Annotated in this window: 19 protein-coding genes, 2 rRNA genes and 1 riboswitch (1 of these 22 only partly in view); of the genes, 11 read left to right on the top strand and 10 right to left on the bottom strand. The window is 67.5% G+C overall.

What is annotated here, in order from left to right; genetic code table 11:
* Window positions 1-10: 10 nt before the first annotated feature.
* From DESTE_RS11970 to DESTE_RS11960, 3 genes are all read right to left on the bottom strand, one after another.
* On the bottom strand, window positions 11-556 hold the full coding sequence (locus tag DESTE_RS11970; protein ID WP_035067867.1) for a hypothetical protein: 546 nt from the start codon (window positions 554-556) through the stop codon (window positions 11-13).
* Window positions 557-760: 204 nt separating this feature from the next.
* Window positions 761-2,572, bottom strand: coding sequence for a methyl-accepting chemotaxis protein (locus DESTE_RS11965; RefSeq protein ID WP_035067865.1), 1,812 nt, complete (start codon window positions 2,570-2,572; stop codon window positions 761-763).
* Between the two features lie 330 nt (window positions 2,573-2,902).
* A complete protein-coding gene (locus DESTE_RS11960) occupies window positions 2,903-3,295 on the bottom strand; it encodes a Ros/MucR family transcriptional regulator (RefSeq protein WP_035067863.1) in 393 nt (130 codons plus the stop codon).
* 426 nt (window positions 3,296-3,721) lie between these two features.
* Here DESTE_RS11960 and DESTE_RS11955 point away from each other — a divergent pair, with 426 nt between their 5' ends.
* The 5 genes from DESTE_RS11955 to DESTE_RS11935 all read left to right on the top strand — a co-directional run bounded on the left by DESTE_RS11955 (window position 3,722) and on the right by DESTE_RS11935 (window position 10,309).
* Window positions 3,722-3,979, top strand: a complete 258-nt coding sequence (locus DESTE_RS11955; RefSeq protein WP_035067862.1) for a hypothetical protein — start codon at window positions 3,722-3,724, stop codon at window positions 3,977-3,979.
* 41 nt (window positions 3,980-4,020) lie between these two features.
* Window positions 4,021-5,691 carry a cobyrinic acid a,c-diamide synthase CobB gene (locus tag DESTE_RS11950; RefSeq protein WP_084559571.1) on the top strand — a complete coding sequence of 557 codons (1,671 nt, stop codon included), beginning with the start codon at window positions 4,021-4,023 and terminating at the stop codon, window positions 5,689-5,691.
* A complete protein-coding gene (locus DESTE_RS11945) occupies window positions 5,682-6,419 on the top strand; it encodes a precorrin-8X methylmutase (RefSeq protein ID WP_156925339.1) in 738 nt (245 codons plus the stop codon). Before DESTE_RS11950 ends, DESTE_RS11945 begins: the two co-directional genes overlap by 10 nt.
* Before the next feature lie 312 nt (window positions 6,420-6,731).
* Window positions 6,732-9,818: a DEAD/DEAH box helicase gene (locus tag DESTE_RS11940; RefSeq protein ID WP_035067861.1), complete on the top strand. Its 3,087-nt coding sequence runs from the start codon at window positions 6,732-6,734 to the stop codon at window positions 9,816-9,818.
* Window positions 9,815-10,309 carry a hypothetical protein gene (locus DESTE_RS11935; protein WP_035067859.1) on the top strand — a complete coding sequence of 165 codons (495 nt, stop codon included), beginning with the start codon at window positions 9,815-9,817 and terminating at the stop codon, window positions 10,307-10,309. Before DESTE_RS11940 ends, DESTE_RS11935 begins: the two co-directional genes overlap by 4 nt.
* 445 nt (window positions 10,310-10,754) lie before the next feature.
* On the opposite strand, the gene DESTE_RS11930 is transcribed toward DESTE_RS11935, so the two are convergent.
* Complete coding sequence (locus DESTE_RS11930) at window positions 10,755-11,978, bottom strand: OmpP1/FadL family transporter (RefSeq protein WP_035067857.1); 1,224 nt, start codon at window positions 11,976-11,978, stop codon at window positions 10,755-10,757.
* Window positions 11,979-12,341: 363 nt separating this feature from the next.
* Window positions 12,342-14,657: an ATP-binding protein gene (locus DESTE_RS11925; protein ID WP_035067855.1), complete on the bottom strand. Its 2,316-nt coding sequence runs from the start codon at window positions 14,655-14,657 to the stop codon at window positions 12,342-12,344.
* A gap of 409 nt (window positions 14,658-15,066) precedes the next feature.
* Between DESTE_RS11925 and ftsY the strand changes: the two genes are divergently transcribed.
* The gene (ftsY, locus tag DESTE_RS11920) at window positions 15,067-16,464 is read left to right on the top strand and encodes a signal recognition particle-docking protein FtsY (RefSeq protein ID WP_035067853.1); all 1,398 of its coding nucleotides are present in this window, start codon (window positions 15,067-15,069) and stop codon (window positions 16,462-16,464) included.
* Between the two features lie 335 nt (window positions 16,465-16,799).
* The gene (trhA, locus tag DESTE_RS11915; RefSeq protein ID WP_035070257.1) at window positions 16,800-17,447 is read left to right on the top strand and encodes a PAQR family membrane homeostasis protein TrhA; all 648 of its coding nucleotides are present in this window, start codon (window positions 16,800-16,802) and stop codon (window positions 17,445-17,447) included.
* Here the strand turns inward: trhA and DESTE_RS11910 are convergent.
* Window positions 17,434-18,399 carry a LysR family transcriptional regulator gene (locus tag DESTE_RS11910; RefSeq protein WP_035067852.1) on the bottom strand — a complete coding sequence of 322 codons (966 nt, stop codon included), beginning with the start codon at window positions 18,397-18,399 and terminating at the stop codon, window positions 17,434-17,436. The genes trhA and DESTE_RS11910 overlap by 14 nt on opposite strands.
* Window positions 18,400-18,568: 169 nt before the next feature.
* Between DESTE_RS11910 and DESTE_RS11905 the strand changes: the two genes are divergently transcribed.
* Window positions 18,569-19,207: a class I SAM-dependent methyltransferase gene (locus DESTE_RS11905; RefSeq protein WP_035067850.1), complete on the top strand. Its 639-nt coding sequence runs from the start codon at window positions 18,569-18,571 to the stop codon at window positions 19,205-19,207.
* 199 nt (window positions 19,208-19,406) lie between these two features.
* On the opposite strand, the gene DESTE_RS11900 is transcribed toward DESTE_RS11905, so the two are convergent.
* Window positions 19,407-19,712 (bottom strand): Dabb family protein, encoded by a 306-nt coding sequence (locus DESTE_RS11900; RefSeq protein ID WP_035067849.1) that lies wholly within the window; start codon window positions 19,710-19,712, stop codon window positions 19,407-19,409.
* Between the two features lie 430 nt (window positions 19,713-20,142).
* Here DESTE_RS11900 and DESTE_RS11895 point away from each other — a divergent pair, with 430 nt between their 5' ends.
* Together DESTE_RS11895 and DESTE_RS11890 are read left to right on the top strand one after the other, a co-directional pair.
* A complete protein-coding gene (locus DESTE_RS11895) occupies window positions 20,143-21,831 on the top strand; it encodes a long-chain fatty acid--CoA ligase (protein WP_035067848.1) in 1,689 nt (562 codons plus the stop codon).
* A 403-nt stretch (window positions 21,832-22,234) separates the two neighbouring features.
* Complete coding sequence (locus DESTE_RS11890) at window positions 22,235-23,452, top strand: HDOD domain-containing protein (RefSeq protein ID WP_035067846.1); 1,218 nt, start codon at window positions 22,235-22,237, stop codon at window positions 23,450-23,452.
* Window positions 23,453-23,685: 233 nt separating this feature from the next.
* Here DESTE_RS11890 and DESTE_RS11885 read toward each other — a convergent pair whose 3' ends face one another.
* A complete protein-coding gene (locus tag DESTE_RS11885) occupies window positions 23,686-24,909 on the bottom strand; it encodes a benzoate/H(+) symporter BenE family transporter (protein WP_035067844.1) in 1,224 nt (407 codons plus the stop codon).
* A gap of 278 nt (window positions 24,910-25,187) precedes the next feature.
* A riboswitch (ZMP/ZTP riboswitch) is annotated at window positions 25,188-25,272 on the bottom strand.
* Window positions 25,273-25,414: 142 nt separating this feature from the next.
* On the opposite strand from DESTE_RS11885, the gene DESTE_RS11880 reads away from it, so the two are divergent.
* On the top strand, window positions 25,415-25,711 hold the full coding sequence (locus DESTE_RS11880; protein WP_035067843.1) for a hypothetical protein: 297 nt from the start codon (window positions 25,415-25,417) through the stop codon (window positions 25,709-25,711).
* Between the two features lie 116 nt (window positions 25,712-25,827).
* Here the strand turns inward: DESTE_RS11880 and rrf are convergent.
* Both rrf and DESTE_RS11870 read right to left on the bottom strand, forming a co-directional pair.
* Window positions 25,828-25,942, bottom strand: a 5S ribosomal RNA gene (rrf, locus tag DESTE_RS11875).
* Window positions 25,943-26,045: 103 nt separating this feature from the next.
* Window positions 26,046-26,999 (bottom strand): 23S ribosomal RNA (locus tag DESTE_RS11870) (it continues 1,975 nt past the right edge of the window).

Here is a 26,999-nt window from a genome sequence, read left to right as displayed (position 1 = left end):
GGGGCGGGGATTACCCGTTCGTACCGGTGGGCAGCCCCGGCAGCACCAGCGTGCGGGGTCCGGTCAGGCGCGCCTTGACCCGGCGGTAGGTTTCCGGCAGCACGCCGAAGCGGTAGGACCACAGGGCGCAGCGGTCGCGGGCGTCGCAGGTGCGCACCTCTGCCCGTTCGCCGCCGCAGCAGGCAACGCAGTAGCGGCGGATGGCCCGCACCGGGCGTTCGTCGGGCAGGGTCTGGGCGATGAGCGGCAGCGCGCCGGGCAGCGGGTCCGAAGCTGGCTTGTGCGTGGCGGACTTGCCCGCCGAGGCTGCGGACTTGAGCGGCGCACCGGCCACCATGGAGACATCCAGCACGGTCGCCGCATCGGGCGCATCGGCATCGCCGTCCCCGGCCGGATCATGCTTGCCGCCATTGGACCCGCCAGCCACTATACCCGCCAGCCGCCACGCATACAGGCCGCAACCCGTGTCCGGGCACAGCCGCACCTCGCGCGCGACACCGCCCTGGCAGTCCAGGCAGAAACGGCGGATGGCGCGGATGGTCTTCACGTGCGACATGGCTCCTCCCCTACACGGTTTCGCCTGGCCCCGCCACGGGTTTATGCGCTCCGGACGGTGGTTTCCCGCCGTTTCCCGCCCCCGCCGCCGCCACGGAAATCCGTCCTGCAACGCACCACGCCCGCATGCCCCATGCAAACGGCCCGCACCCTCGAAAGGGCGCGGGCCGTGATCATGTCATGGACCTGTAGCCAGGCGTCGACGTCAGTTGGACGAGCCGTTGGTCAGCTGCTCGATCTGCCTTTCCAACGCCTTGGCCAGCCCGGCCAGCTTCAGCACGGCCCCGGCGGCCTGGTTCATGCCCTCCGCCGTTTCCGAGGCAATGCGGCTGATGTCCTCCACAGCGCGGTTGATCTCCTCGCTGGTGGCGGACTGCTGCTCTGCGGCGGTGGCGATGGAGCGCACCTGATCGGAGTTTTCCTCGGAAAGGGACACGATGCTCTGCAACGCCTGGCCGGATTCACGGGCCATGCGCGTGGCCTCGGTCACGGCGGCTGCCGCCGTCTCCATGCCCTTGATGTTGTTGCGTGCCCCGGCCTGAATGGACTGGATGGCCTGGCCCACTTCCTTGGTGGCGTTCATGGTCTTTTCGGCCAGCTTGCGCACCTCGTCGGCAACAACGGCAAATCCGCGCCCGGCGTCACCGGCACGCGCCGCCTCGATGGCGGCGTTCAGCGCCAGCAGGTTGGTCTGGTCGGCGATGTCGGAAATCACGTCCATGATCCGGCCAATGTCCTCGGCCTGCTTGCCGAGGGTGGTCATTTCGCCTTGCAGGGCCTGGGCCTGCTCGTGCACCTGGCTGATGGCCTCCACCGCGCCGCTGACCACCCGCTCGCCCTCCTGGGCCTTGGATCTGGCCTCGTCGGCGCTCTGGGCGGAACTGCCGGAACTGCGCGCCACCTCAAGCACGGTGGCGTTCATTTCCTCCATGGCCGTGGCCGTTTCGCCCGCGCGCGCGGACTGCTGCTCGGCCCCGGCGGAAACCTGCTCCACCTGGGCGGACAGCGCCTCTGCCGCCAGCGATACCTGCTGGGCGATGGTAGAGGCCTCACCGGCCACGGTGGTCATGCGCTGCAACAGGTCGTTGACCCGGGCTTCCTGCTCGCGCGCCTCGGCCAGGGCCGTTTCGGCACGTGCGGCATGGGCGTCGGCGTCGGTCCGGCGCTGGTCGGCCTCCTGCATCTTCTGCTTCAGGTTGCCCACCATGGTTTCTATGGCGCCCTTCACTTCGCCCAGTTCAGAGGTGTAGTCGCCTTCGGCGCGGGCATCCAGGGCGCCCCCGGCCACCTGCCCGGCAAACTGACGAATGCGCAGCAGCGGCCCGATGATGCCCCGGTTCAGGATCACCCAGATCACCGCGAACAGCAGCGCCAGCACCAGCACGGTCCACCCGGCCACGGCCATGCGCGCCTGCATGACCTGCTCGTGCGCCTTTTCCAGTGAACTGATGACCACGAAGGCGCCGTGGGTCTCGCCCGCTCTCCAGCCTTCCTTGGTGCCGCCCACCACGTCGGGGGTTCCGGCCGGGTCGCCGTGGCAGAACAGGCAATCCTTGGTCAGCTTGATGGGGCGGAAATAGTAGATCTTGTCCGGCGTGCGAATGACCTTTTCCGTCAGGTTGCCGCGCTCCATCTCCTGCATGGCCGAAAGTTCCAGCGGGGTGGGCGTGTTGGCGGGGTTGCGCGGCTGCACCTTGGGCACGCGGAATTCGTAGCCCGCCTGCGCGGCGTTCTGTGCGGCCATGCGCATGGCGGTGACCACGGGCACCGCGTCCATGATCTTGTCCTTGGGCAACTCGTCCAGCGGGCGCATCAGCCCGATTTCGAGCTTGCGGCCCATCTCGTTGCGGGTGGCCTCGGCCATCAGCACCACGGCCCGGCTTTTCTGGAGTATCGCCTCTTCAGCCCCGGTCCGGATGTCGTCCACGCGCTGCCAGGCCATGATGGCGGCCACGATGACCGGCCCGGCAAGCGCCACGATGAGGATTTTCCACTTCAGGCTGAGATTGCGAAACATGATCCCTCCCAGGGATGACGAACAATACGCGCCGGGATTCACGGCGCGCGTAACGCGGGCGTAGCGCTATCAGGAATCGCTGCCAACAAGCAGAAACAGGATTTCCCGCGGGCTCCTGACAAGAGCCTTTCTTCATGGGTGCTTATCGGCAGAATGCCGGGCAATACTTTAGCCGGCAGTGCGATTTACCGGCGACGATCCGCATCATTCACCGGAATGCGCCCGTGCCCGCCAGGATAAGGAGGGAGGAACCGGAACCTCAGGGCCGACCATGAAAAACGCGGGCGCCGCAAATCGCCCGCGCCGTCCCTTGTCGGTCGCTTCGCCGGGCTATGCCCCGCGGCGCTCCCACAGCTTCATGTCGCGCATCTTCTTGCGGCGTTCGCGCTGCAGCGACTTGCAGACCAGGGGAGTGCCCTTCTTGTAGCCGCACTTCTCGCGGTACGTTTCAGGGGTGAGGCCATGCGTGGCAAGGTGCTTCTTGGTCAGGATCTTGAACGACTTGCCGCACTCGCAGCAGGTGATGGACTTTTCCTTGATGGCCTTCTTGGGGTCCATCCCGGCGCCCTCGCCGCTTTCGGGCAGCGCACCACCTTCGCTCAGGGTCCGGATGCCCTCCGCAAGGCGCCGGACCATGGTGGTGATCTCGTCTTCGGTCATGGTCCGGACACTGGCCTGCGCCTTCACGATGTCCAGAGCTTCCTTCAGATAATTCTCCGTCATTGCCGCTCCTTTGATGTTTGATGAACATGAGGCGTGCACGAAACTCGTTTCGAACCTACGATAATCCTTCCTTCGGGGTCAACCTCTATCGGTTGCGTCTTCATATGGCGCAGCACGGCGCATCTCGAAACAAACCAGTGATGCACGCACCATGAGGATGATGCAGAGTATTCACTGACGCAATAACGGGTACGGCATCACACCATGTGCAATTGTCTGCACGAATCGACCTGTCCGAACCATACGGCCATTGCGCGTGCCGCAAGGCGTGCGGCATGCCTGTTGCGGCCTTGCGGCCTGCACGCATGCGGTCACTGTTGTGTGCCGCACCAGCAGCTGCGTCACCACGGCGCCACGCCACTCCGCAGCCTGTGGACCTTCGCCGCCAAAGCCCGTACCATGCGGCAAACCCATCGGGAGCCCCGCATGAAATACATCATCTTCGAGGACTTTTCCGGCCACCCCGTGCCGTTCATCTTTCCGCACCGGGTGGACCATGCGGACATGCGCGAACAGCTGCCCTACACCCGCGTGCTGTCCGCCGGGTACGTGGACATGGTGGACGGCGCCTTCCGCTGCCACGGCGGCGCGCCGGAATTGCAGGTTTCGGCGCGGAACGAGGACGCGGCCATCATCGCCGCCAAATTCGCCCCCCGCCTGCCCGGCGAGGCCGACATCGCATGACCCGCCCGGCGGCGCGCGACGCGGCGCCCAAGCAACCGCCCATGCCTTCCCCCACACAGCCGCTCGCGCCCATGCCCGTCCTTGTGGTGGCGGGCACCCACAGCGGCTGCGGCAAGACCACGGCCACGCTGGCCCTGATGGCAGCGCTGACCCGGCGCGGCCTGCGCGTGCAGCCCATGAAGGCCGGGCCGGACTACATCGACCCCGGCCTGCATGCCGCCGTCACCGGTCGTCCCGGCTGGAACCTGGACGGCTGGATGTGCGGGGCGGAGGGGGTACGCCGCTCGTTCGCCCGCGCCATCGGGGCCACCGGTCCCGCGACGCGGCAGCCGGATCCGGCAACAGCCACCGCACCGGATTACGCACCCGGTAACGCGCCGGACATCGCCGTCATCGAGGGCGTCATGGGCCTGTACGACGGCGCATCCGCCGACGGCGGGCAGGGTTCCACGGCAGAAGTGGCCGCCCTGCTGGACGCCCCGGTGCTGCTGGTGGCCGACGTGCGCGGCATGTCGCGCTCGGCGGCGGCGCTGGTGGCTGGCTACACCCGGTTCGACCCGGCCCTGCGCTTTGCCGGGGTGGTCTGCAACCGGGTGGGCGGCCCCGGCCACCGCGACCTGCTGCGCGGGGCGCTGGCCGCCCACTGCCCGGAAGCGCCCCTGCTGGGCCTGCTGTCCCGCGACGAAGCCCTTGGCCTGCCCTCGCGCCACCTGGGGCTGGCCCAGGCCCACGAAGTGGAATGGACGGCCCTGTCCATGCGGCTGGCCGACTGGTTCGAGGCCGGGCTGGCCGCTGCGGGGCACAGCCTGGACAGCCTGTTGGCCCGCTGCGGGGCCATGGCGCCCCACCGCCGGGGTCACGACGCTGCCGACGCCGCCCCCAGCGCGAGCGGCAGCCCCGACGCACGCGCCGTCGGGCCGGAAGACCTGACGATGTCCGCAACCACGCCGGTCGCCCGTCCTCATGCCGCCACGCATCTGGCGGAAGGCCCGGCGCGCCGGGTGCGCATCGGCATCGCCCGCGATGCGGCCTTCTCGTTCCTGTACCCGGAAAACCTGTTTCTGCTGGAAGAGGCCGGGGCCGAACCGGTGTTCCTTTCACCCCTGGACGACGCGGAACTGCCGCGCGGCCTCGGCGGGTTGCTGCTGCCCGGCGGCTACCCGGAACTGCACGCCGCGCGCCTGTCCGCCAACGTCCCCATGCTGGCCGCAGTACGTGCCTTTGCCGCGCAAGGGCGCACGGTGCACGGGGAATGCGGGGGCTTCATGTATCTGCTGCGCGCCATCACCGACGCACACGGCACCCGCCACGCCATGACCGGTTGCCTGCCTGCCGACTGCCACATGGACGCGCGGCTGCGCGCCCTGGGCTACCGCGAGGCAGAAACCCTGCGTCCCTCACCGTTCGGCCCGGCGGGCACGGTGCTGCGCGGCCACGAATTTCACTATTCGCATCTGGAACCCGCGCCAGCGGATGACGCCCCCGGCCCGGCCACCCTTCCCGGCCCTGCCGCCCACTCCGGCCTGCCTGGCCAACTTGACCTGCCTGTGTGGGCCCTGCGCGACCGCACCGGCACCCTCCTGGGCCCGGAAGGGCTGGCGGCGGGCTCGGTATCCGGCTCGTACGTGCACCTGCATTTCGGCTCCAACCCCGCTGCGGCGCGCGCCTTCGTGGCTGCCTGCGCCGCCCCCGGAGACATCCCATGCCCCTGACCCCCGACGCCCCCGCAAACGGTGGCGCTTCCACAACAGGTTCCGTCGACGCGGACCCGCGCCTGCAACCCGCCTTCACGCCCGACGCCATAGAGGCCCGTTCCTTCGCCATCATCGACGAGGAAGCGGGCGAGCCCAAGCCCTTCGCGGGCCGGGCCTGGGAAGTGGCGCGACGGCTGGTGCACACCTGCGCCGACTTCGACATCCTGCCCCATCTGCACCTGCCGGATGCGGCCATAGAGGCCGGTGTGGCCGCCCTTGCCCGGGGCTGCGCCATTTACACGGACACGGAGATGGCCCGCGCGGGCATGCCCCTGCGCCGTCTTGACCCGCTGGGCTGCACCGTGACCTGCCTGCACGCCCTGCCCGGCACGGCGGAACGCGCGAGCGAGCGCGGAACCACCCGCGCCCGCGCGGCCATGGAACTGGCGGGCGACCGGCTGGGCGGGGCCATCGTGGCCGTGGGCAACGCCCCCACCGCGCTGCTGGCCCTGCTGGACCACCTGGCGGCGGGCGGCCCGCCCCCGGCGCTGGTGGTGGCCATGCCGGTGGGGTTCGTCAACGCGGCGGAATCCAAGGCGCTGTTTCTGGAACGTGCCGCCGCGCTGACCCAGTACGGCCCGCACGGTCTGCCCTGTCTGGCCCTGCGGGGCCGCAAGGGCGGGTCGCCCCTGGCCGCCGCCACCGTCAACGCCCTGGCGGAAATGGCCCTGCGCGACCGGGCATGACCCTGCCGGGCAAAGGTTCCACGCGCCTGCCCCGCCACCGGCACCCGCCATTCGCGGCATCCGTCATGCCCGACCGGCCATCCTGTTCCCGCCGCGTCCGCGTCCGCGTCGCCCATGCCTCCGTGGTGGCCATGCCCTCCGTGGCCCCCGTCCCGTACCCGGACCATGACACTCCGGTTCGGTCCGGGTGACCACCTCTCACGTTCTTGCGCAACAGGCACACCCTTTGCTATCCTGTACGACAGGCGTTCCGTTCCCTCGCCGGAATGACGCCACATCGCACCGGCACAGCCGGTCCAACAAGGAACCTGCATGACTCACGATCCACGCCTTGAGGGCGACGCGCACTCGGCTGCCGACACCGACGAAACCCCTTCGTCCGCGCCTGCCGCTTCCGACGTGCCCGCCCCCGCCGTCGCTGACGCCCCCGGATCCCCCGACGCCCCCGGCACCACCGCCGCCGACACACCCGGCACCCCGGCCCCCGTGGCCGCTTCCGACGCCCCTGCCGAAGGCGCTCCCGCCGAAATTTCCGATCCCGCGCCCGCAATTTCCGCAGACTCCGCCGATGCCACCGACGTCGCCGCCCTGGCGGACGATGAAGACCCGGCCCTGCGCCTTGCCGCCGAGATCACCCGCATCGACGAGCCCGAAGACGCGCTGCCCCCGGTGACTCTGGCCGACCTGCCGCCCATGATGCAGGAGGCCGCCGCCCGAGCCGGGTGGACCAATCTGATGCCGGTGCAAACCCGCGCCCTGCCGTACATCTTCGCCAAGCGCGACCTGATGGTGCAGTCGCGCACGGGCAGCGGCAAGACCGGGGCCTTCCTGCTGCCGCTGCTCGAACGCCTGTCGCCCGACGAACCCGCCGTGCAGGCCCTGATCCTGGTGCCCACGCGCGAACTGGCCCTGCAGGTGGAATACGAGGCCCGCGTGCTGTTCGAAGGCACCGGCCTGAACGTGGCCGCCGTGTACGGCGGCGTGGGCTACGGCAAGCAGATGGACGCCCTGCGCGACGGTGCGCACCTTGTGGTGGGCACGCCGGGCCGCGTGCTGGACCACCTGCTGCGCCGCACCATGAACCTGGACCGCATCCGGGCGCTGGTGTTCGACGAAGCAGACCGCATGCTGTCCATCGGCTTCTACCCGGACATGAAGGAAATCCAGCGCTACCTGCCCAAGCGCCGCATTTCCGCGTACCTGTTCTCCGCCACCTACCCGCCCCACGTGCTGAACCTGGCGGGCGAGTTCCTGAGCGAACCGCGCATGCTCAGCCTGAGCCACCAGCAGGTGCACGTGGCCCAGACGCAGCACCTGTATTGCGAAACCAAGCCCATGGACAAGGACCGGGCGCTGGTGCGCATCATCGAATCCGAAAACCCCACGGCGGCCATCATCTTCTGCAACACCAAGGCCAACGTGCACTACGTGACGGCGGTGCTGCAGGGCTTCGGCTACAATGCCGACGAACTTTCGGCGGACCTGACCCAGGCCAAGCGCGAACAGGTGCTGGGCAACCTGCGCAAGGGCGGAGTGCGCTTTCTGGTGGCCACCGACGTGGCCGCGCGCGGCATCGACATTCCCGACCTTTCGCACGTCATCCTGTACGAGCCGCCGGAAGACCGCGAATCGTACATTCACCGTGCGGGCCGCACCGGCCGCGCCGGTTCGGCGGGCACGGTCATCTCGCTTGTGGACATCATCCAGAAGCTGGAACTGCAGCGCATCGCCAAGCATTACAAGATCGACATCCAGCATCGCCCCACCCCCGACGACGAGTCGGTGGCGCGCATCGCCGGTGACCGGCTGACCGCCTTGCTGGAAGCGCGCCTGCGCGCCCGCACCGGGCTGGAACGCGAACGGCAGCAGCGCTTTGCGCCGCTGGCCCGTGCCCTGGCCGGGGACGACGAGCAGCTTGCGCTGCTGGCCATGCTGCTGGACCAGTACTATCAGGAAAGCCTGCATGCGGCCCTGCCCATGCCCGCCACCGCCCCGGCCCCCCGGCAGGACCGCCGCCGCGACGAACGGCGCGACGAACGCAGGGACGACCGGCGTGAAGAGCGGCGTGATGACCGCGAGGGACGCGACGGACGCCGCCGCGACCGTGACCGCCGGGATGAACGACGTGACGAGCGCCGCGACGAGCGTAAGGACGAGCGTAAGGACGAGCGCCGCGAAGAACGCCGGGACGAACGCAAGGACGAAGGCCGGGACGAACGGCGCGACGGACGCGCCCCCGCCGTGGCCGCGGCGGACGACACCCCCGGCAGCGACAGCCCGGAACAGCAGGCGGAACCGCGTGAAGACGGGCAGGCCCCCCGCGAAGGGCGACGCCGGTCGCGGCGTGGCCGTGGCCGCAAACGCCGCCGCGACGCCGAGGCCCGCGCCGCGCAGGAAGCCGGGCAGGAAGCCGGACAGGCCGCCGACGCCCCGCTGGAACAGTTGGACGGCATCGAGGACGACGCAGACGATGCGCGGGACGGCGGCATGACCGCCGCGCCCGAAACGCCCAAGGCATCCGGCGCAACCGGAAAATCCGGCGAAGCTGAAGAGCCCGACGCCCCCAGGCAGCGCAGGGACGCCCGGCCTGCCAAGGCCGGGGCACCCGCCGCTTCCACTGCTTCCCCCGCTTCGACTGACGGAGACGCAGAAGATGCTCCCGCAGCCAAGCCCGCCAAGGGCAAGCCCGCGCGGCCAGCCCGTGGCAGGGCGGCCAAGGCTGCCCCTGCCGCCGCTGCAACGGAAGCCATCGATGCCGAGGCGACCGGCGCCGCATCCGACACCCCCGACGCAACGGACGATACCGCAGCCGCCAAGCCTGCACGCGGTGCACGCCGTGGCAGGGGCAAGACCGAAGCCGACAGTCCCGAGAAGGGCAAGGCAGCGTCCGGGGGCAAAGCCGCGACCGGGGGCAAGCCCCGCGCCAAGGCCCCCGAAAAGGACGAGGACGAAGACGACGACATGCCTCTGCTGCTGGAAGACTACCTGAGCGAAGACGACGACCGTCTGGATGACGTGCGCGGCTCCTCTGCGTCGGTGGGCAGTGTGTTTGGCCAGCGGCTGCCCTCCGGGGCCAAGGCGCAGGCCCAATCCGGCCAGTCTGGCCAGTCTCCCCAGTCCAGGGGCAAGGCCGCCGCAAAGCCCAAGGCAGCCCCCAAGGCGGCCTCCGGCTCGGCACCGGTGCAGCCCGTGCTGACCCAGGCCCTGGAAGGTTCCGGCGCGTTCGATGACGAATTCGACGACCAGTCCGGCGAAAACGACGCCAATGACGCTGCCCCCGGCAACGCGGCCACGCCCGCCAAACGCCGCAGGCGCCGCCGCCGCAAGAAGCCTGCCGGTACAACGTCCGAAGGTGCGGACGCCGGTACGGCACACCATGCGGAGGCCGACGCCGAATGAGCGCCGGGCCGTTGCCGGGCATGAGCACATCGCCCGCCTATACCGTCGACGAGGTACTGGACAACTTCGCCGCCCTGCTCGGTTCCTTCGACTTCACGCCGGAGATCGACGCCATGGGCATCGGACGCATGCAGTTCCTGCGGCGCAAACGCGCGTTGCAGGACCTGCGCGCCCTGTTCATTGCCCTGTGGCGGCTGGCCTTGCGCAGGTCGTTCCCGGACGACTTCGAAGTGATATTCGAAGCATTCCTGGAACGATTCCAGCAAGCGCCCGAGCGCAAAGCCGCCAAAAAGGACGCCGCCGCGCTGGTCGAAAAGGTGCGCGGCTACGTGGGCATGCTGGAACACAAGGGTGATACCGACTTCTCCGAGGCGGCCCACCACCTGGTGTCGCTGCTCTCGCTGGGCGACGCCGAGGCCAAGGCCTTGCGCCTGCGCCTGGCCCTGCACATCCGCGCCACGTACAAGCTGATTTTCGACAAGCTGATCTAGAGGCCGCATTCAAATTGTCTTTTTGCCCGTTGGCGTCGTCAAACTTCGCCTGCCATTTCGGTCGAATACAGCAAGAGTACGCGTTGCGGTCGCCATCCGTAAGGCTCGCAGACTCGCCTAACGGCTGCCGCACTCCCTCATGGCAGGCTCGTTTTCCTCGCCAACGAACAAAAATCCTAATTTGAAAACGGCCTCTCAAGACACACAAAACCAAATGGGAGGAACCTCACGGTTCCTCCCATTTCCATTTTCACTCACTCGCCTCGTGGCGTGTCTGCAAAAGTCATGGGGGAGTCTCATCTCGCCCCGCATGAAGGCGCAAGGAGGATTTTTGCCCTCTGCCAAGGAAGAAGTTCTTTTTTATGCAGGGAGCGCACTCTTCCGTGCGTGACCGGAATAAAAAAGACTTCTGACGAAGACAGAGGGCAAAAGGACCCTTGCGCCCTTAAAATTCCCAGCCAGCGGAGAGGCCGAGCAGATGCGCATCCCCGTCATGGAAGCGCACGTCGTAGACGGTGCCGCCGTCGCCTTCCACCTCGCCGTCGCGGCCCTTGATCCACAGGTAGGTGTACGAAACGTCCACCCGCCACGGCCCGTCGTGCAGGCCCACGCCCAGGCTGTACAACTGGCGGTCGTTGGCGGGCACCAGAAAGTCGAGATGGTCGGAATTCACGGGTGAGCAGTCGTAGACGTAGCCCGCGCGCAGGTCCACCATCTCGGTCAGGCGGTATTCCACGCCAAGGCCCAGCCGCCACACGTCGCGCCACTCGGTGGTCTTCACGCTTTCCGTCACGCCGGGGGCCAGCGGAGCACCGTAGCCGATGCGCAGTTCGTCGTAGCTGCTCCAGAAGGTGCGGGTCACGTCCATGGCCACGCTCCAGCGGTCGTCCGGCTCCCACGCCACGCCCACGCGCACCTCGCCGGGCAGGGTCACGGAGCCTTCGGCATCGGTGTCCCGGAACCAGGACGCCGGAACCGACGCACCGTTCTTGTCGAAGGTGGCCCGGCCTTCCAGGTCCTGCTTGATGGGCGTGCGGAAGCTGGCCCCCAGGGTCACGCTGTCGGTTGCCTTCCACAAGGCGCCGCCGTTCAGGCCAAAGCCCGTGGCATCACCCTTGACCCGTCCGTCGATGTCCGTGCCCATCGCGGCGGTTGCCTGCTTCTGATCGTATTCGAACCACATGGCCTCGACGCCGAAGCCGAACGCGAAATCGCCGTGGCGCACGCCCAGCACCGGATTCACCGACATGGACTGGATGTTCACCGACTGCAACTCGGTACGGCCCGCCCAACCGGACGGGTATTCCGTGCCCAGGCCGAAGCGCGAAAAGGTGCCCACGCCCAGGAACAGGTTGTCGTTGATCTGGGTGGTGGCGTAGGCGTGCGGAATGGTCCACATGTTGGATTCCGCGTCGGTGGTGTGGCCGTTGACGTCCACGGACACCTGCGGCGCCACCACGGTGACCCCGGCCAGGGTTTGCGTGCCCTCCAACTGGGTGACCAGGGCAGGGTTGAAGGCGATGGACGAAGGGTCGGCACGGCGGGCCGTCATGGCCCCGCCCAGCGCGTTGCCCCGCGCACTGAATTCATACATGGCGAAGCCCGCGGCTTCGGCAAAAGGGGACCATGCCGCGACGCAGAGCAGCGCGGCCAGAAGAACACGGAACACAGTGCCTCCGATATGCATGCGGCCCAAAATGGCCGTGCGACGACCCGGCGCGCACGCCGCCCGTTACCGGGCCACGTTCCCTCGCGCACCAAAGGCGGACGGCTGTTGGCCGCCCTTGTCCACATCGTGCAGTGCCGAGCGGAAACATGTAGAAACATTTGCCCATGATGGCAAGAAGGAACGCGTTGGGGGACGCGGTTCTGCGGACTTTTGGACACATGGGGTGAACGGGGCGCGGAATGCACCGGGCAAGCGGGGCGGGGTCGCGCGTCTGCGGCTGGCTGGCAGTACGCGAAAACGCCGCGCTGATGCGCGGCGTCGATAAAAAACGAAGCTGAGGGAAGGCACGCCAGGCAGGGCGCCCTACGTGGTCACGTGGCGCTGATCCACCGGCAACCGCAGGGTGAACACCGTGCCCCGGCCCGGCTCGGAATCCACGGTAAAGGTGCCGCCGTGGTTGGTGGTGATGATGAAGTAGGACACCGAGAGCCCAAGACCGGTGCCCTCGCCCACGCTCTTGGTGGTGAAGAACGGCTCGAACACCCTGCGCCGCACGTCCTCTTCCATGCCGGGGCCGTTGTCGGCCACGTCGATGCGCAGCATGCCGCCTTCATGGCGCAGGGTTACCGAGATGCGCGGCGGGTCGGGCCGCTCGCCGCGCAGGTGCATGGCCTGGGCGGCATTCTTGAACAGGTTCAGCAGCACCTGTTCGATTTCGGTGGGCATGCACGGCAGGTCGGGCAGATCGGCGGCAAAGTCGCGCACGATGTCGATGTGCCGGAAGTCGTATTTCTTCTTCAGGTCGTAGTCGTTGGCCGCCAGTTCCAGGGTGCGGTCCACCAGATAGGGCAGCGACACCCGCTGCCAGCGCGATTCGCTGCGGCGGCTGAATTCCAGCATGTTGGCCACGATGTTGGCCGCGCGGTTGCCCGATTCGCGGATGCCGTCCAGAAAGCGCAGGATGCCCCGGCGGTCCAGATAGCCCCGGATGGAGTCCATGGAGCAGCCCGCATCTTCCGCAGCCACCATGTTGGGGCCAAAGTCCGGGTCCAGCCTGCGCTGGATGTTCTGCGCCCCCTGCAGGATGCCGCCGAGGGGGTTGTTGATCTCGTGCGCCATGCCTGCCGCAAGGCCGCCCACCGACAACATCTTTTCGGTCTGCACCATCATTTCTTCGATGCGGATGCGGCTGGTGATGTCGTCCAGGCGCACCACGGCGCCAAAGCTGCCCCGCGAGACCACGGGGTAGATCACGATGTCGAAGTAGCGGGTGACGCCGGGCCCGGCCACGGGCGTCTTGTCCAGCGAGATGGTGCCGCCCTCGGCGATGGAGCGGCGGATTTCGTCCAGCAGAAAGCCGAAGTCGGGCAGGGCCTCGCCCACGGGGCGGCCCAGCACCTCGTCGCGCGACTGGTTGGTGACGCGTTCCGCAGTGCGGTTCCACAGGGTGATGCTGCCGGACTGGTCCACCCCCACGATGATCGAGGGCATGGCGTTCAGGATGTTGTCGAGGTTGTTCTTGGCCTCGCGCAGTTCCTGTTCCACTTCCTTGCGGGTGGTGATGTCGGTATGGGCCCCGGCCATGCGCACGGGCACCCCGTTGGCGTCCCACAGGGCCGCGCCGCGCCCCAGGATCCAGCGGTAGCTGTCGTCCTTGTGGCGCATGCGGTATTCCACCTGAAACTCGGGCACGCGCCGGGCAAGATAGTCGTCATGGGCGTGCAGCACGGTATCCAGGTCGTCGGGGTGCACCCGGTTCTTCCATTCGTCCAGGCGGTTGGGCACCTCGTGGTCTTCGTAGCCCACGATGGATTTCCAGCGCGGCGAAAAATAGACGGTGTTGGTGACGAGGTCCCAGTCCCAGATGCCGTCGCTGGTGCCGCCCACCACCAGGGCGTAGCGTTCCTCGCTGGCGCGCAGGGCCAGTTCGGTCTGGCGGCGGCTTTGAATCTCGTCTTGCAGTTTGGTGTTGATGGCGTGCAGTTCGTTCTCGCGCTGCTCCACCTGGCTGCACATGCGTGAAAAATTCTCGGCGATCTGGACCAGTTCGGCATGGGCGATGGTGGTCATGTCATAGGCAAAGTCACCCCGGGCAATCTGGTCCATGCCCGACCGCAACGCCTCCAGCGGGCGGCGCAGAAACACGCGCAGCAGCACCCCGGTGGAGGCCAGCAGCACCACCAGCACGCTGCCCATGATCAGGGCGCTGGCCTTCAGCAGCCGTTCCAGGCTGCGCCGGTACTCCTGCAGGGTGACCACCATGGACACCCGCCCGATGGTCTCGGATTCGAAGTGCACGGCCCGTTCGCGAAACACGGTGGCGTCGGGGTCCGCGCCCTTGCGCACCCGGAACAGGGTGTTGCCCTGGGCGTCCTCGATGTGGATTTCGTTGATCAGTTCGTACTGCGCGAACACCGAACCGATCTGGTCCATGGTGCGCGCGTCGAAATTCCACATGGGAATGGAAAGGATGTCGGACAGGCGGGTGCTGTATTCGTCGGCCTTGCGGTCCACCTCGTGCAGCATGTCGCGCGAAATCTGCACGTAGACGAACGAAAACAGCGCCGCCACCACCACCAGCACCATCACCACAAGGCTCACGGTGAGGTCGCGCGACAGCGAGCGCCCCTTGATGATGTCCGGGACGGAGAGTCCTTTGCTGGCGGTGGTGTTGCTCATGCGGGCGTCATGTCCCCGTCGCCTGTCTCGGAAGGCTCGGCCCGCGCGGGGCCCCGTGCTCGGGGCGGACGGCGGCACATCGACCTTCCGGTTTACGGCAGCCTACACGATGCGCCATGCGATGGAAAGAGCGCCCGTGCAATGGCGCGGCGGAAATGCCCATTCCCGGACGGTCCGGGTTGCGCCCTGCCGTCCCTGATGGTCTGCCCTCACCCATCCCGCTCGCCCCCTTGCCCCTCTTGCCCCCTTACCTTGACTCGCCGGGGGTTCTGGGCAAAGTTGTGGCGGCCCCGCGACCGGCATGGTTCCGGGTTGCCTGCCCGCCGCCAGCGCCCGGACGGCATGTGCACGGGCCGGGTCACGCAACCACGCTCCCACCGCCACTTCCCCCACATCTGGAGGACGACATATGGGTTTCTTCAGCGCCATCAAGAAATTGTGGACGCCTCGCGACACGGATGCGCCCACGGAACCGGCAGCGACTCCGGCGGCAGCACCGGCAGCCGCGCCACAGGACGCCGCCGCAACGCCGGAAGCCGCCGCTCCCGATGCGCCAGCGGCGCCGGGCACACAGAACGCCCCCTGGCGGGCGGACCTGGCCCGCGCCCTGCGCCAGTCCGAGCCGCGCCTTTCGGTGTGGCTGGGCCACGTGCTGACCGGGGTGGACGAGGCGGACGACACTCTGTGGGAACGCCTGCGCTTCCTGTTCGCCGCGCTGGAAACCCCGGAAGCGGAAGGCGAAGCCTTCATCGCCGACTTCCGGCGCTGGCTGGCCGCCATGGATTACCGCTACGTGGGCGACTTTCGCTCCGAGTTGCAGTACCGGCTGGCCCTCGCCCTGGACCTGGAGGACGAGGAAGACGAACGCAACCGACTGTTCCTGAAGCTGACCGAAGGCCTTGCCCGCACGCGCGAGCAGATCACCGGTCGCATTGACGCCCTGCTGGCCTCGCATGGCCGCATTGACGACAAGTTCTGGGAAGAGCTGGAAGAAATCCTGATCATGGCCGACGTGGGCTTCGAACCCGCCATGCAGCTGACCGGCCGTCTGAAGGAACGCGCCCGCAAGGCGGGCACGGACGACCCCGCCGTCTTCCGCGACCTGCTGCGCGAGGAACTGCAGGACATCTTCCGCGCGCCGCGCCGCATCGCCGCGGTGACCCCGCCCGAGGTGGTGCTGATGATCGGCGTCAACGGCGTGGGCAAGACCACCACCATCGCCAAGCTGGCCCACCGCGCCCGCATGCAGGGCAAGAAGGTGCTCATCGCCGCAGCGGACACCTTCCGCGCGGCGGCCATCGAACAGCTGGAAGTGTGGGCCAGGCGCGTGGGGGCCGACTTTCACGCCAAGTCCGCCGGGTCCGACCCGGCCGCCGTGGCCTTCGAGGCCATGGACGTGGCCCTGGCGGGCGGCTACGACATCGTGTTCGTGGACACGGCGGGCCGCCTGCACACCAAGGTCAACCTGATGGAAGAGTTGCACAAGATCCGCCGGATCCTGGAACGCAAGCACCCCGGCGCGCCGCACCGCTCCATCCTGGTCATCGACGCCACCACCGGCCAGAACGCCCTGTCGCAGACCAAGCTGTTCAACGAGGCCTGCGGTGTGGACGAAATCGTGCTGACCAAGCTGGACGGCACGGCCAAGGGCGGCATCGTGGTGGCGGTGGCCATGCAGTTCGGCATTCCCATCACCTTCGTGGGGCTGGGCGAAAAGATGGAAGACCTGCGCCCCTTCGACGGCGGCGACTTTGCCCTGGCCCTGCTGGGCGTGGGCAGGGAAGAAGGTCGGCCAGAGGCCGAATAGGCAGGCCACCGAAAAACAGGCCGGAAGCATCACGCAACGCATCCTGGGGCGGAATGCACGCGGCTCCCGCTCGGGGGCGCGGACATTTCGCCCTTTCGCATGCCTGTCGCCCCACCGGCCCCGCCACGTGACGGCACGGCGGAAACCGGCTATGCCAGCTTCACGGGGCGGCGCAGCCCGCCCGGCATTCCGGCGCGGCATCCCCGCCCGCCTTGCGCGCATGCCGCGCCCCGTCCCCACACCCCGTCCGAAAAGACACCGCCCAGGAGGAAACCTGCATGACCGCAGCCCTGCACCCCTCACCGCCCATTCCGTCGGCCCCGCTGCTGCGCCGCATGGTGGCCAGCCTGCGCGACCCGGTCAGCGGGCTTACCCACTGCATCGGCGCGCTGCTGGCCGTGCTGGGCACGGTGTTGCTGGTGGTGCGCGCGGCGTCGCCCCTGCTGCCGTGGCACGTGGTGACCTTTTCCGTCTTCGGGGTGTCCATGGTGCTGCTGTACACGGCCAGCACCCTGTACCACTGGCTGCCGCTGCCGGAACGGGGCGTGCGCCTGATGCGCCGCGTGGACCATTCCATGATCTTCGTCTACATCGCGGCCACGTACACGCCCATCTGCCTCATCCCGCTGCGCGGGCCGTGGGGCTGGTCGCTGTTCGGCTGCGTGTGGGCGGTGGCCGTGGCGGGCATTTTCACCAAGGTGTTCTGGCTGCACGCGCCGCGCTGGGTGTCCACGGGCATCTACCTGGGCATGGGCTGGATGGCGCTGGCGGGCATCTACCCGCTGGTCATGAACCTACAGGCGGGGGCGCTGGCCTGGCTGGTGGCGGGCGGCGCGTTCTATTCGGTGGGCGCGGTGATCTACGCGCTGAAGCGGCCCAACCGCTTCCGGCACTTCGGTTTCCACGAGATATTCCATCTGTTCGTGATGGCGGGCAGCTTCTGCCACTTCGTGGTCATGTATTCCTACGTCAGCCTGCTGTAGGCGCGACGTCCCCGCTCACTCCCCACGCCGCCCGCACCGACTCGCGCAGGGCAACAAGGGCCGGTTCCTCGGCCCGCGCGGCGGGCACGGTGAAGGCCAGGGTCACATGGGCCACGGGCCGCTCGCGCAGTGCCAGGCGGCCTTCGGCCACGGCGGCTCGCGCCTCGGCCTCGACCATCACCGTCAGCCCGGCACCTCCGGCGGCCAGGGCGCACAGGGCGTCTTCCTGCTCGGCCACGGCGGCCACGGTGGGCTCCACGCCCACGGCGGCGAACAGCTGCTCCATCACCGGACAAAACGGACACTCGCAGGGCACCCACAGCCACGGCAGGGCCGCAAGCTCGGCCAGGGTGCCCGATTGCAGCACCTCCGCCCATTCCATCGGTCCGATGACGTGCAGCCCGATCCGGGCCAGCGGCGTCACGGCCAATCCATCCGGCGCGGCCACGCCTTCTGACGGCCCGCCATCCGATCCGCCATCTGCCCCACCTTCCGGGGCCTGATCCGCCAGATACAGGAAGCCCGCATCCAGCTTGCCGGATCGCAGGTCGGCCACCACTTCCCAGCTCATGGCCCGCGACAGGCGCAGCCGCACGCGGGGCGCGGACTGGCGCAGCAGGGCGTGCGCCGCGTCCACCCGCAACAGGTGCGAGGCCGCGTGCAGGGCCAGGGTCACCTCACCCTCCGGTTCGCCCCGCAGAGCCAGGGCGCGCGCCCGCAGTTCCTCGGCCCCGGCCAGCACGGTGCCCGCCCGCTCGCGCAGGTCGCGCCCGGCGTCGGTCAGTTCCATGCCGCGCGGCGTGCGCCGGAACAGCCCCACCCCCAGTTCGTCCTCCAGCGCGCGGATGTGCGCGCTGACGGCGGGCGGACTGGCGTGCAGCCGCTCCGCCGCGCGTGTCAGGTTTCCGGTGTCCGCCACCACGGCAAAGGTGCGCAACTGATAGAGTTCCATGCTTCTCCCCAAGCCTGACCGCAGGCTTTCGCCCGTCTGGCTGACTGGCTGGCTGGCTGACCGTCTTCGGCTTTTCCGAACCCACCACCGGAACATGCGAATGGCCGCACGAGCACCACCGGCATACATTCCGGCATCCGAGTCACCCGAAACATGCAGGAGGACGCAAATGGGATGCAAGGGCTATTTCGATGCCGTGGCGGGCATCTGGGACACCCTGCGCGCCGGGTTCTTTTCCGAGGTCGTGCGCGAGGCGGCCTGCGTGCGGGCTCCGCTGGCCCCCGGCCAGACCGCTGCGGACGTGGGCGCGGGCACCGGCTTCGTCACCGAGGCGCTGGTGGCGCGGGGAGTGGCCGTCACGGCGCTGGACGCCAACGCGGTCATGCTGGACGTGCTGCGGCGCAAGCCCTTTGCGGCGGGCGGCCCCGGCCTGCCCCCGGTGGTCTGCCGGGTCTGCGAGGGCAACGCCCTGCCCCTGCCCGACGGCGCGGTGGACCACGCCTTCGCCAACATGTACCTGCACCATGCGGACGACCCCGGCGCGGCCCTGCGCGAGATGGCCCGCATCGTCCGGCCCGGCGGCCGGGTGGTGCTGACCGATCTGGATCTGCACGACAACACCTTTCTGCTGCGGGAGCATCACGACCGCTGGCCCGGCTTCCGGCGCGAGGACGTGGCCCGCTGGCTGCGCGAAGCCGGTCTGCACGACGTGCGCGTGGAGGATGCCGGGGGCACCTGTTGCGCCACGTCCGCCTGCGGGTGCTCCAGCGCCAGCATTTCCATCTTCGTGGCCTCGGGCACGCGCTGATTCCGCCCAGCGGGGCGGCGCGACTGGCTCGACTGGCTCGACTGGCTCGACTGGAGCGACTGGCTCACTCTGCCCGCCCGGCTCGCCCGCATGACCGGCAGGCCGGAACCCGCCAGTCCCCCGCAACGACACGGGGCGGAAGAGCCCGCGCTCTCCCGCCCCCGGAAAAAGGCACCGCCGGGCATCCCCGGCCAGCGCGCTACACCATGAAGTCGATGGCCTTGCGGCTGGCCACGATCTTCTTGATGAAGTCCACGCACTGCATGTGCTCGGGGTGTTCGGCGTAGGCCTTCAGCCCTTCGGCGTCGTCGTGGGTGGACACCAGGATGATCTGCACCGGCTCGGTGGTGGTGCCGAGGAAGGTGGTGCTCACTTCCAGGCCCTTCAGGCTGGGAATCCTGCCCATGAGCGGGTCGAGCATGGCCTTCATCTTGGCGGCGTTCTCGGCGGCGGAGGCGCCTTCGGCCTCGTCCTTCAGGGTCCACCAGACGATGTGCTTGAGCATGGGAAACCTCGTGCGGCGTTGGGGTTTGGATGGTTCCTCCGGTATGCGACACGACGGGCTGCGTGGTCAACCGGTGCAGGCATGCCCACCCGCAGGGGCAACCGCAACACTCCACGAAAGCATGGCCCGTCACGACACGACGCATCACCTTCCCCCGCATCCCCCCTTGCCTGCGCGCGGCAGCCGTTCATCCCCGTCGTTCCTCACAGCCGGCGCCCATGGCTGGCTCTCCCCGCACCCCGTCAGCCGGCCGTTCGCTCTTCTCAGTTCTGCCCGATCCTGTATCCACCCACTGCAACGCCCAGCCAACCGTCCCCGCCCGTGACGTTACGGCGACACCCCGCATTCCCCGCCTGCCGCCGCGTCGCATGGGATTGCGGCGAATCCGGCTTTGCCGTACATCCGGGAAGTCTCACATGAAGGAGCTTGCATGGAGTTGCAGACGCTTACCCTCAGGCGGGTGCTGGAGCGCAGCGCCGAACTGTACGCCGACCAGCCCGCGCTGTCGCAGATCGGCGGCACACCGGTAACCTTCCGCGAACTGCTCGAACACGCCACCACGGTGTCCGCCCTGCTGGCGGAACAGGGCGTGGCGCGCGGCGACCGGGTGGCCATCCTGTCCGAAAGCATGCCCAACTGGGGCATCGCCTATTTCGCCATTACCGCCATGGGCGCCATTGCCGTGCCCATCCTGCCGGAATTCCATGCGGATGCGGTGCACCACATCATCCGCCACTCGGAATCCAAGGTGGTGCTGGTCTCCGAGCGGCTGTTCCCCAAGCTGGAGGACGGCCAGTTCGACACTCCGCCGGAGCTCATCCAGATAGAAAATTTCCATCCCGTGCAACAGGGCGCCACGCGCGACAAGCTGCGCGAACTGAAGGAGCGCGGCCTGCGTGAATTCCGCCGCCTGCGCGACAAGGCCATGCGCTTCACCCACCTGGCCGTGGAAGAGCCGGGCGAGGACGACGTGGCGGCCATCATCTACACCTCCGGCACCACCGGCCATTCCAAGGGCGTGGTGCTGACCCACCGCAACATCGTATGGGACGCCGACGCGGTGAAAAGCATCGTGCGCATTGCCCCCGGCGACCGCATGCTGTCCATCCTGCCCCTGTCGCACACCTACGAATGCACGCTGGGGCTGGTGCTGCCGGTGCTGAACGGCGCGCACGTGCACTACATGGACAAGCCGCCCACGGCGCGCGCCCTGCTGCCCGCCCTGGCCCAGGTGCGGCCCACGGCCATGTTGTCCGTGCCCCTGGTCATCGAAAAGATATTCAAGTCCGCCGTGCTGCCCAAGTTCACCGATACCAGGCTGAAGCGGCGGCTGTACGGGCTGCCCTTCGTGCGGCGCAAACTGCACGCGATGGCGGGCAAGAAGCTGCTGCAAACCTTTGGCGGCGCGCTGCGCATCTTCTGCATCGGCGGAGCGGCCATCGCGCCCGACGTGGAACGCTTTCTGCGCGAGGCGGGCTTTCCGTACGCCATCGGCTACGGCCTGACCGAAACGTCGCCCCTGGTTGCGGGCTGCGGCCCTGCCGACACCCGCCTGACCGCCACCGGCTGGCCGCTGACCGGGGTGGAGGTGCGCATCGACGCGCCCGACCCGGCCACCGGCGAGGGCGAAATACTGGTGCGCGGCCCCAACGTGATGCGCGAATACGCCAAGGCGCCGGAAATCACCGCCTCCGTCTTCACCGACGACGGCTGGTTCCGCACCGGCGACCTGGGCAAATTCGACCGCGACGGCTACCTGTACATCAAGGGCAGGCTGAAGAACGTCATCGTGGGGCCCAGCGGCGAAAATATCTACCCCGAAGAGGTGGAGGCGGTCATCCAGCAGTCGCCGTACGTGATGGAATCGCTGGTGTTCCAGCTGGACGGCAGGCTGGCGGCGCGCATCCACCTGGACTACGCGCGGCTGGACGAGGAATTCGGCGGCCTGCCCGCCGTCAAGGCCCGCGAAAAGGTGGCCGCCCTGCTGGAAGAATTGCGCAACGACGTAAACGCCAAGGTGTCCACCTTCGCGCGGCTGCACAAGGTCATCGAGCAGACCGAACCCTTCGAGAAAACGCCCACCCACAAGATCAAGCGCTACCTGTACGTGGAACAATAGACGGCAGCCGCGCGTGGGATGCGGAACAGCGCCGGTCAAACCGCATCCGATGGCGGTCAAATTTCTTGGCCGCCTGCCAGGACCGGGGAAGGCAGGTTCAACATCCTGCACGCGGAGCGGGCCTGCCGCATGGCGCGATCTTTCCAAAAAAATCACGCAATACCTTTATGTTGGATAAAAGATACACAGCATGCCACATCTTGGCACGCCCCGTGCAATAACCCAGACATCCTTCCTTTCTTTGCATGACGCAGAAATCGGCTTGCGGGTGGTCCGCAAGCCGTTCTGCGTTCTGGGTCCCGCACACGGCGAGTGCCTGCTTTTCAAGCCGGGCGCTCTGGGATATCCGTCAGGCAGACGGACACACTCTGCCCGCGCACTGCGCGGCACACCCGGTTACCCCATGGGATTCTTCCGCGGCGGAAAGCCCCGCGCTTCCGCCCCTTCCGCAGTCGCCCCGAAGGCTGATGCCGCACCGAACCCGGCGCAACCCGCTCCGGGCTCCGAGCCGGACAACGGACCGGGTCTCGCCGTACGCCCCGATGCGGCCAAGGGAGACTCCCCTGTCACATGGGCGGACGCGGAACTGGCCAGTCGCTTCGCCCTGGTGGACCTGACCCATCCGTTGCTGGCCGAACTGGCGGGCTGGGCCCGCACACGCCTGCTGCGCGATGGGCAACCGGACACGCCCCGCACGGTCCGGAAGCCTTCCGGCGCATCCACTGGCACGTCCGCGGACGCCTCCGCCGCGCCGCGCCCCACCCCTCGCACGGACGCACCCTCGCTGGCCGCGCTGCTGGCCCGCCGCCCGGCCTTGACCACCCCGCCGGAAGTGGTGCAGCGCCTGAGCGCGCTGGTGACCTCCGACGACGCCACCCCCGACGACGTGGCGCGCATCATCCAGCACGACACCTACCTGACCGCCGCCGTGCTGCGCATCGCCAACAGCCCGCTGCACGCCCCGCTGGCGCCCGTGGAAACGGTGCAGCGCGCCGTGCTGATGCTGGGCATGCGCCAGATTCTCAGCCTGGTCACCGCCGCCTCGCTGATGCGCCTGATGTCCCCGCGCGACGTGACCGCCCGGCGGACCTTCTGGCGGCATGCGGCATGTGCGGCCACGGCGGCGCGCGCCCTGGCCGTGGCCTGCGGCGGGGCCGACCCCGGTCGGGCCTTTGTTGCGGGCATGCTGCACGACATCGGGCACCTGCTGCTGATGGGCAACCTGCCGGACCTGGCCGCCCAGATATCCCGCCGCGCCCTTGAAGGCGCCATGCCCATCCAGGCGGCAGAGCGCGAACTGCTGGGCTATGACCACTGCGACATCGGCCGCCGTCTGCTGGATGCCTGGAGGCTGGGCGATGCCGTGGCCGAGGCGGCGGCAACGCACCACGGTCCGGATGCGCGCAACTGGAGCAACCTTGGCCTGTACGTGCACCTTGGCGACTACATCGCCGTGGCCCTGGGCTACCACATGCCGGGCGACATGCTACTGCACCAGCCCGCGCACGGAGCACTGGACCGCCTGAAGCTGGCCCCGGCGGCGTTCTCGTCGCTGGTGGGCCATGTGCTGGCCGACACCGAGGCCATGGAGCAGGCCCTTTTTGGCGAGGCCACGGCCTGACAGCAAGTAATCATCCGACGGAATCGTCCGGGCAGCCGTGGTCCCACGGGCCTGCCAGCTGCCCTCCCCAACGGGGCAAGACCGCAAACGCCGCACCGCCTCCGCCCTCCCGTCCGGCTTAGCCCCATGAACGCAACAGCGGCGTGAACGGTCCACCCGTCCACGCCGCCGGTCATTTCAAGGCCCCTCCACGCAGACATGGCAAGGCCCTGCCCGCGCGGGTACAATCCCTTCTACTTGCGCGCCGCCGCCCGTCCCGCGTGCGCGGCAATGGCCGCCTGCACCCGTGCCTGCGGTCCCACCAGCACCGCCCCGGCCAGCAGGCCCGCCAGCAGCCCCCAGAACGACGAGCCCACGCCCAGCAGGCTCACCCCGGATACGGTGACCAGGAAGGTGATGACGGCGCTTTCCCGATGCACCGGGTCTTCCGTGGCCTGGGTCAGCCCGCCCAGAAAGGCCCCCAGCAGGGCAAGGCCCGACACCACGGCCACCAGCGCCTGCGGCAGGGCCGTGAACAGGCCCACCAGCGTGGCCCCGAAGGTGCCCACCAGCACGTAGAACCCGCCGCAGAAGATGCCCGCCCAGTAGCGCCGCGCCGGGTCGGCATGGGCCTCCGGCCCGGTGCAGATGGCGGCGGTAATGGCCGCCAGGTTCACCCCGTGCGAACCGAACGGCGCCAGCAGGGTGGAGGCAACGCCCGTCCATGTCACCAGCGGGCTGCCGGGGGTGTCGTACCCGGATGCCCGCATCACCCCCAGGCCCGTGGCATTCTGCCCGGCCATGGCCACCACGAACAGCGGCACGCCAAGGCCCAGCAGCGCCCCCACGGTGAAATGGGGCACGGTCAGCACCGGCACGGCGGGCGCGGCGCTCACCGCGCCGAACGACAGCTGACCGGTTGTCCCTGCCACCACAAGACCCGCCAGAAGCGGCAACAACACGGCATAGCGGGGGGCCAGGCGGCGGGCCGCCAGCCATGTCAGCAGCATGGGGGCCACCAGCAACGGCGCGGCCTGCATGCGCGTGAACACGTCCACGCAGAACCGGAACAGGATGCCCGCCAGCATGGCCGACACCACGGCCTTGGGAATGCGGTCCATGAACGCGGCGAACAGCCCGGTGACCCCGAACACGGTAATGGCCACGCCCACGGCGATGAACGCACCGATGGCCTCGGGGTAGCTGTAGGCCGTCCACCCGGCAGCCAGCAACGCAGCGCCGGGGGTGGACCACGCGGTGATCACCGGCACCCGGTAGCGCAGGCTGAGGCAGATGCCGGTCAAACCGCTGCCGATGGAAATGGCCCAGATCCAGCTGGACAGTTGGGCCTGGGTCAGGTGGGCGGCCTCGGCAGCCTGGAACATCAACGCGGCAGGCCCGGCGTAGGAGACGATGACAGCCACAAGGCCCGCCACAAGGGCGGAGAGCGACGATTCGGACAAGGTGCGCTTCAGCATGCGGACCTCCCCCGGACAAGGCCGGAAAGGGGGCGAATGGCGGCAGGAACCAGGCGAAGCAGCGCGGCCGAATGGGGGCATGCGGCAAGGCGGGTGCTGGCGGGATGGCTGGCGCGCACGGCAAGACAGGCGCAGGACCTGCCCGCGCCGCGAACGCCTGCGGCATTACCGCCGTCGAATCGGGAATGGATTGCGTGAAATACCATGAACAAGCACATGGGCGGCCTCCGGACAGGCTTTCCCGGCGGTGCGGGAAAGGTCGTTGTCGGCATCGTGTCCGATGCGGCCCAGGCGAGCGGCGCTGACGAATGCCGCGTTTCCCCGTGGTGTTGCTCCACTTTCTCGCCAGTCGCGCGGCATTTCAAGATTTACATCAGAGGGGTGATCGCAGTCAACGCAATGCATCCAAATGAAACGCTGACATCTCTTTGCTAGTTGACACTGCCAGCCACAATGAATACTTTTTTGAATATAAGAACCCACACATTATTGCAGGAGGGATAATATGCCGACGACAGATTTTGAAATCTGGTTCTCGCAATTTAGTGACGGAGACCTAACCACAGAGACCCTTGCGGCACTTGTACGAGCGATCAAGCACTGCAGCGATGAAGGAATATTCTTTGCCGAAAGAGCAGACAACAACGCAATAATTGTCCACTCCACCCTTGTCGAAAACGACCTTGTTCTTGCAAATAACAGCGCCACTGTATACTTCCTAGATAAAATCAACCGCATGTCTGACTTTAACGACATCGAGCAAGAAGAATACTACAACCACGCAATAGGAAAGAAAGACTGACACAGGAAGTTTCTCTTTCCTGTTTCCAGCCTGCAAACGCACGAAGGCCCCGGTGATTTCTCACCGGGGCCTTTCGCGTGAAGGGTCGGGATGCGGTTGCGTCCCTGATAAATAAGTGCTGGCATCGGCCTACTTTCCCACGCAAGAGTACGCAGTATCATCGGCGATGGAGGGCTTAACTTCCGAGTTCGGAATGGGATCGGGTGTACCCCCTCCTCCATGGACACCAGCACAAATTTCTGGTCACCGTCCGGCAAGGCTGGCTATTGAGCGCCGCCACATCGGCCGGGACCGAAAGATGTAATCAAACAGGGTGGAAAGGAAGTGTAGAGAAGAAAACAAGGCGCACGGGCTATTAGTACTGGTCAGCTGAATGCGTCGCCGCATGTATACCTCCAGCCTATCAACCGGGTTGTCTACCCGGGCCCTTCAGCTCCGAAGAGAGGGAGACCTTATCTTGAGGCAGGCTTCCCGCTTAGATGCTTTCAGCGGTTATCCCTTCCGCACATAGCTACCCTGCTGTGCCACTGGCGTGACAACAGGACCACCAGGGGTGCGTCCATCCCGGTCCTCTCGTACTAGGGACAGGCCCTCTCAAGTCTCCTACGCCCACAGAAGATAGGGACCAAACTGTCTCACGACGTTTTAAACCCAGCTCGCGTACCACTTTAAACGGCGAACAGCCGTACCCTTGGGACCTGCTTCAGCCCCAGGATGTGATGAGCCGACATCGAGGTGCCAAACCGCGCCGTCGATATGAACTCTTGGGCGCGATCAGCCTGTTATCCCCGGCGTACCTTTTATCCAATGAGCGATGGCCCTTCCATGCGGAACCACCGGATCACTAACGCCGACTTTCGTCCCTGCTCGACATGTCTGTCTTGCAGTCAAGCTCCCTTATGCGTTTGCACTCGACGCCTGGTTTCCGATCAGGCTGAGGGAACCTTTGCGTGCCTCCGTTATTGTTTGGGAGGCGACCGCCCCAGTCAAACTACCCACCAGACACTGTCTCCATCCCGGGTAACGGGTATGGATTAGAGCCTTAGACTTGCAAGGGTGGTATTTCAAGGTTGGCTCCCCCCATACTGGCGTACAGGGTTCACAGCCTCCCACCTATCCTACACATGCAAGCCCAAAACCCAATGTCAAGCTATAGTAAAGGTGCACAGGGTCTTTCCGTCTTTCTGCGGGTACACGGCATTTTCACCGCGACTTCAATTTCACCGAGTCTCTGGCCGAGACAGTAGGGAGATCGTTACGCCATTCGTGCAGGTCGGAACTTACCCGA

Origin of the sequence: Nitratidesulfovibrio termitidis HI1 (genome assembly GCF_000504305.1) — a bacterium.
In the GTDB taxonomy this organism is placed as follows: domain Bacteria; phylum Desulfobacterota; class Desulfovibrionia; order Desulfovibrionales; family Desulfovibrionaceae; genus Cupidesulfovibrio; species Cupidesulfovibrio termitidis.
Note: the sequence above shows the minus strand (reverse complement) of the source record. Positions and strands in the feature narration are given on the sequence as shown.

What these genes read in the sequence shown, in the direction of transcription:
- DESTE_RS11970 (WP_035067867.1), bottom strand. Translation starts at nt 556, where the DNA reads ATGTCGCACGTGAAGACCATCCGCGCCATCCGCCGTTTCTGCCTGGAC.
- DESTE_RS11965 (WP_035067865.1), bottom strand. Translation starts at nt 2,572, where the DNA reads ATGTTTCGCAATCTCAGCCTGAAGTGGAAAATCCTCATCGTGGCGCTT.
- DESTE_RS11960 (WP_035067863.1), bottom strand. Translation starts at nt 3,295, where the DNA reads ATGACGGAGAATTATCTGAAGGAAGCTCTGGACATCGTGAAGGCGCAG.
- DESTE_RS11955 (WP_035067862.1), top strand. Translation starts at nt 3,722, where the DNA reads ATGAAATACATCATCTTCGAGGACTTTTCCGGCCACCCCGTGCCGTTC.
- DESTE_RS11950 (WP_084559571.1), top strand. Translation starts at nt 4,021, where the DNA reads ATGCCTTCCCCCACACAGCCGCTCGCGCCCATGCCCGTCCTTGTGGTG.
- DESTE_RS11945 (WP_156925339.1), top strand. Translation starts at nt 5,682, where the DNA reads ATGCCCCTGACCCCCGACGCCCCCGCAAACGGTGGCGCTTCCACAACA.
- DESTE_RS11940 (WP_035067861.1), top strand. Translation starts at nt 6,732, where the DNA reads ATGACTCACGATCCACGCCTTGAGGGCGACGCGCACTCGGCTGCCGAC.
- DESTE_RS11935 (WP_035067859.1), top strand. Translation starts at nt 9,815, where the DNA reads ATGAGCGCCGGGCCGTTGCCGGGCATGAGCACATCGCCCGCCTATACC.
- DESTE_RS11925 (WP_035067855.1), bottom strand. Translation starts at nt 14,657, where the DNA reads ATGAGCAACACCACCGCCAGCAAAGGACTCTCCGTCCCGGACATCATC.
- ftsY (WP_035067853.1), top strand. Translation starts at nt 15,067, where the DNA reads ATGGGTTTCTTCAGCGCCATCAAGAAATTGTGGACGCCTCGCGACACG.
- trhA (WP_035070257.1), top strand. Translation starts at nt 16,800, where the DNA reads ATGGTGGCCAGCCTGCGCGACCCGGTCAGCGGGCTTACCCACTGCATC.
- DESTE_RS11910 (WP_035067852.1), bottom strand. Translation starts at nt 18,399, where the DNA reads ATGGAACTCTATCAGTTGCGCACCTTTGCCGTGGTGGCGGACACCGGA.
- DESTE_RS11905 (WP_035067850.1), top strand. Translation starts at nt 18,569, where the DNA reads ATGGGATGCAAGGGCTATTTCGATGCCGTGGCGGGCATCTGGGACACC.
- DESTE_RS11900 (WP_035067849.1), bottom strand. Translation starts at nt 19,712, where the DNA reads ATGCTCAAGCACATCGTCTGGTGGACCCTGAAGGACGAGGCCGAAGGC.
- DESTE_RS11895 (WP_035067848.1), top strand. Translation starts at nt 20,143, where the DNA reads ATGGAGTTGCAGACGCTTACCCTCAGGCGGGTGCTGGAGCGCAGCGCC.
- DESTE_RS11890 (WP_035067846.1), top strand. Translation starts at nt 22,235, where the DNA reads ATGGGATTCTTCCGCGGCGGAAAGCCCCGCGCTTCCGCCCCTTCCGCA.
- DESTE_RS11885 (WP_035067844.1), bottom strand. Translation starts at nt 24,909, where the DNA reads ATGCTGAAGCGCACCTTGTCCGAATCGTCGCTCTCCGCCCTTGTGGCG.
- DESTE_RS11880 (WP_035067843.1), top strand. Translation starts at nt 25,415, where the DNA reads ATGCCGACGACAGATTTTGAAATCTGGTTCTCGCAATTTAGTGACGGA.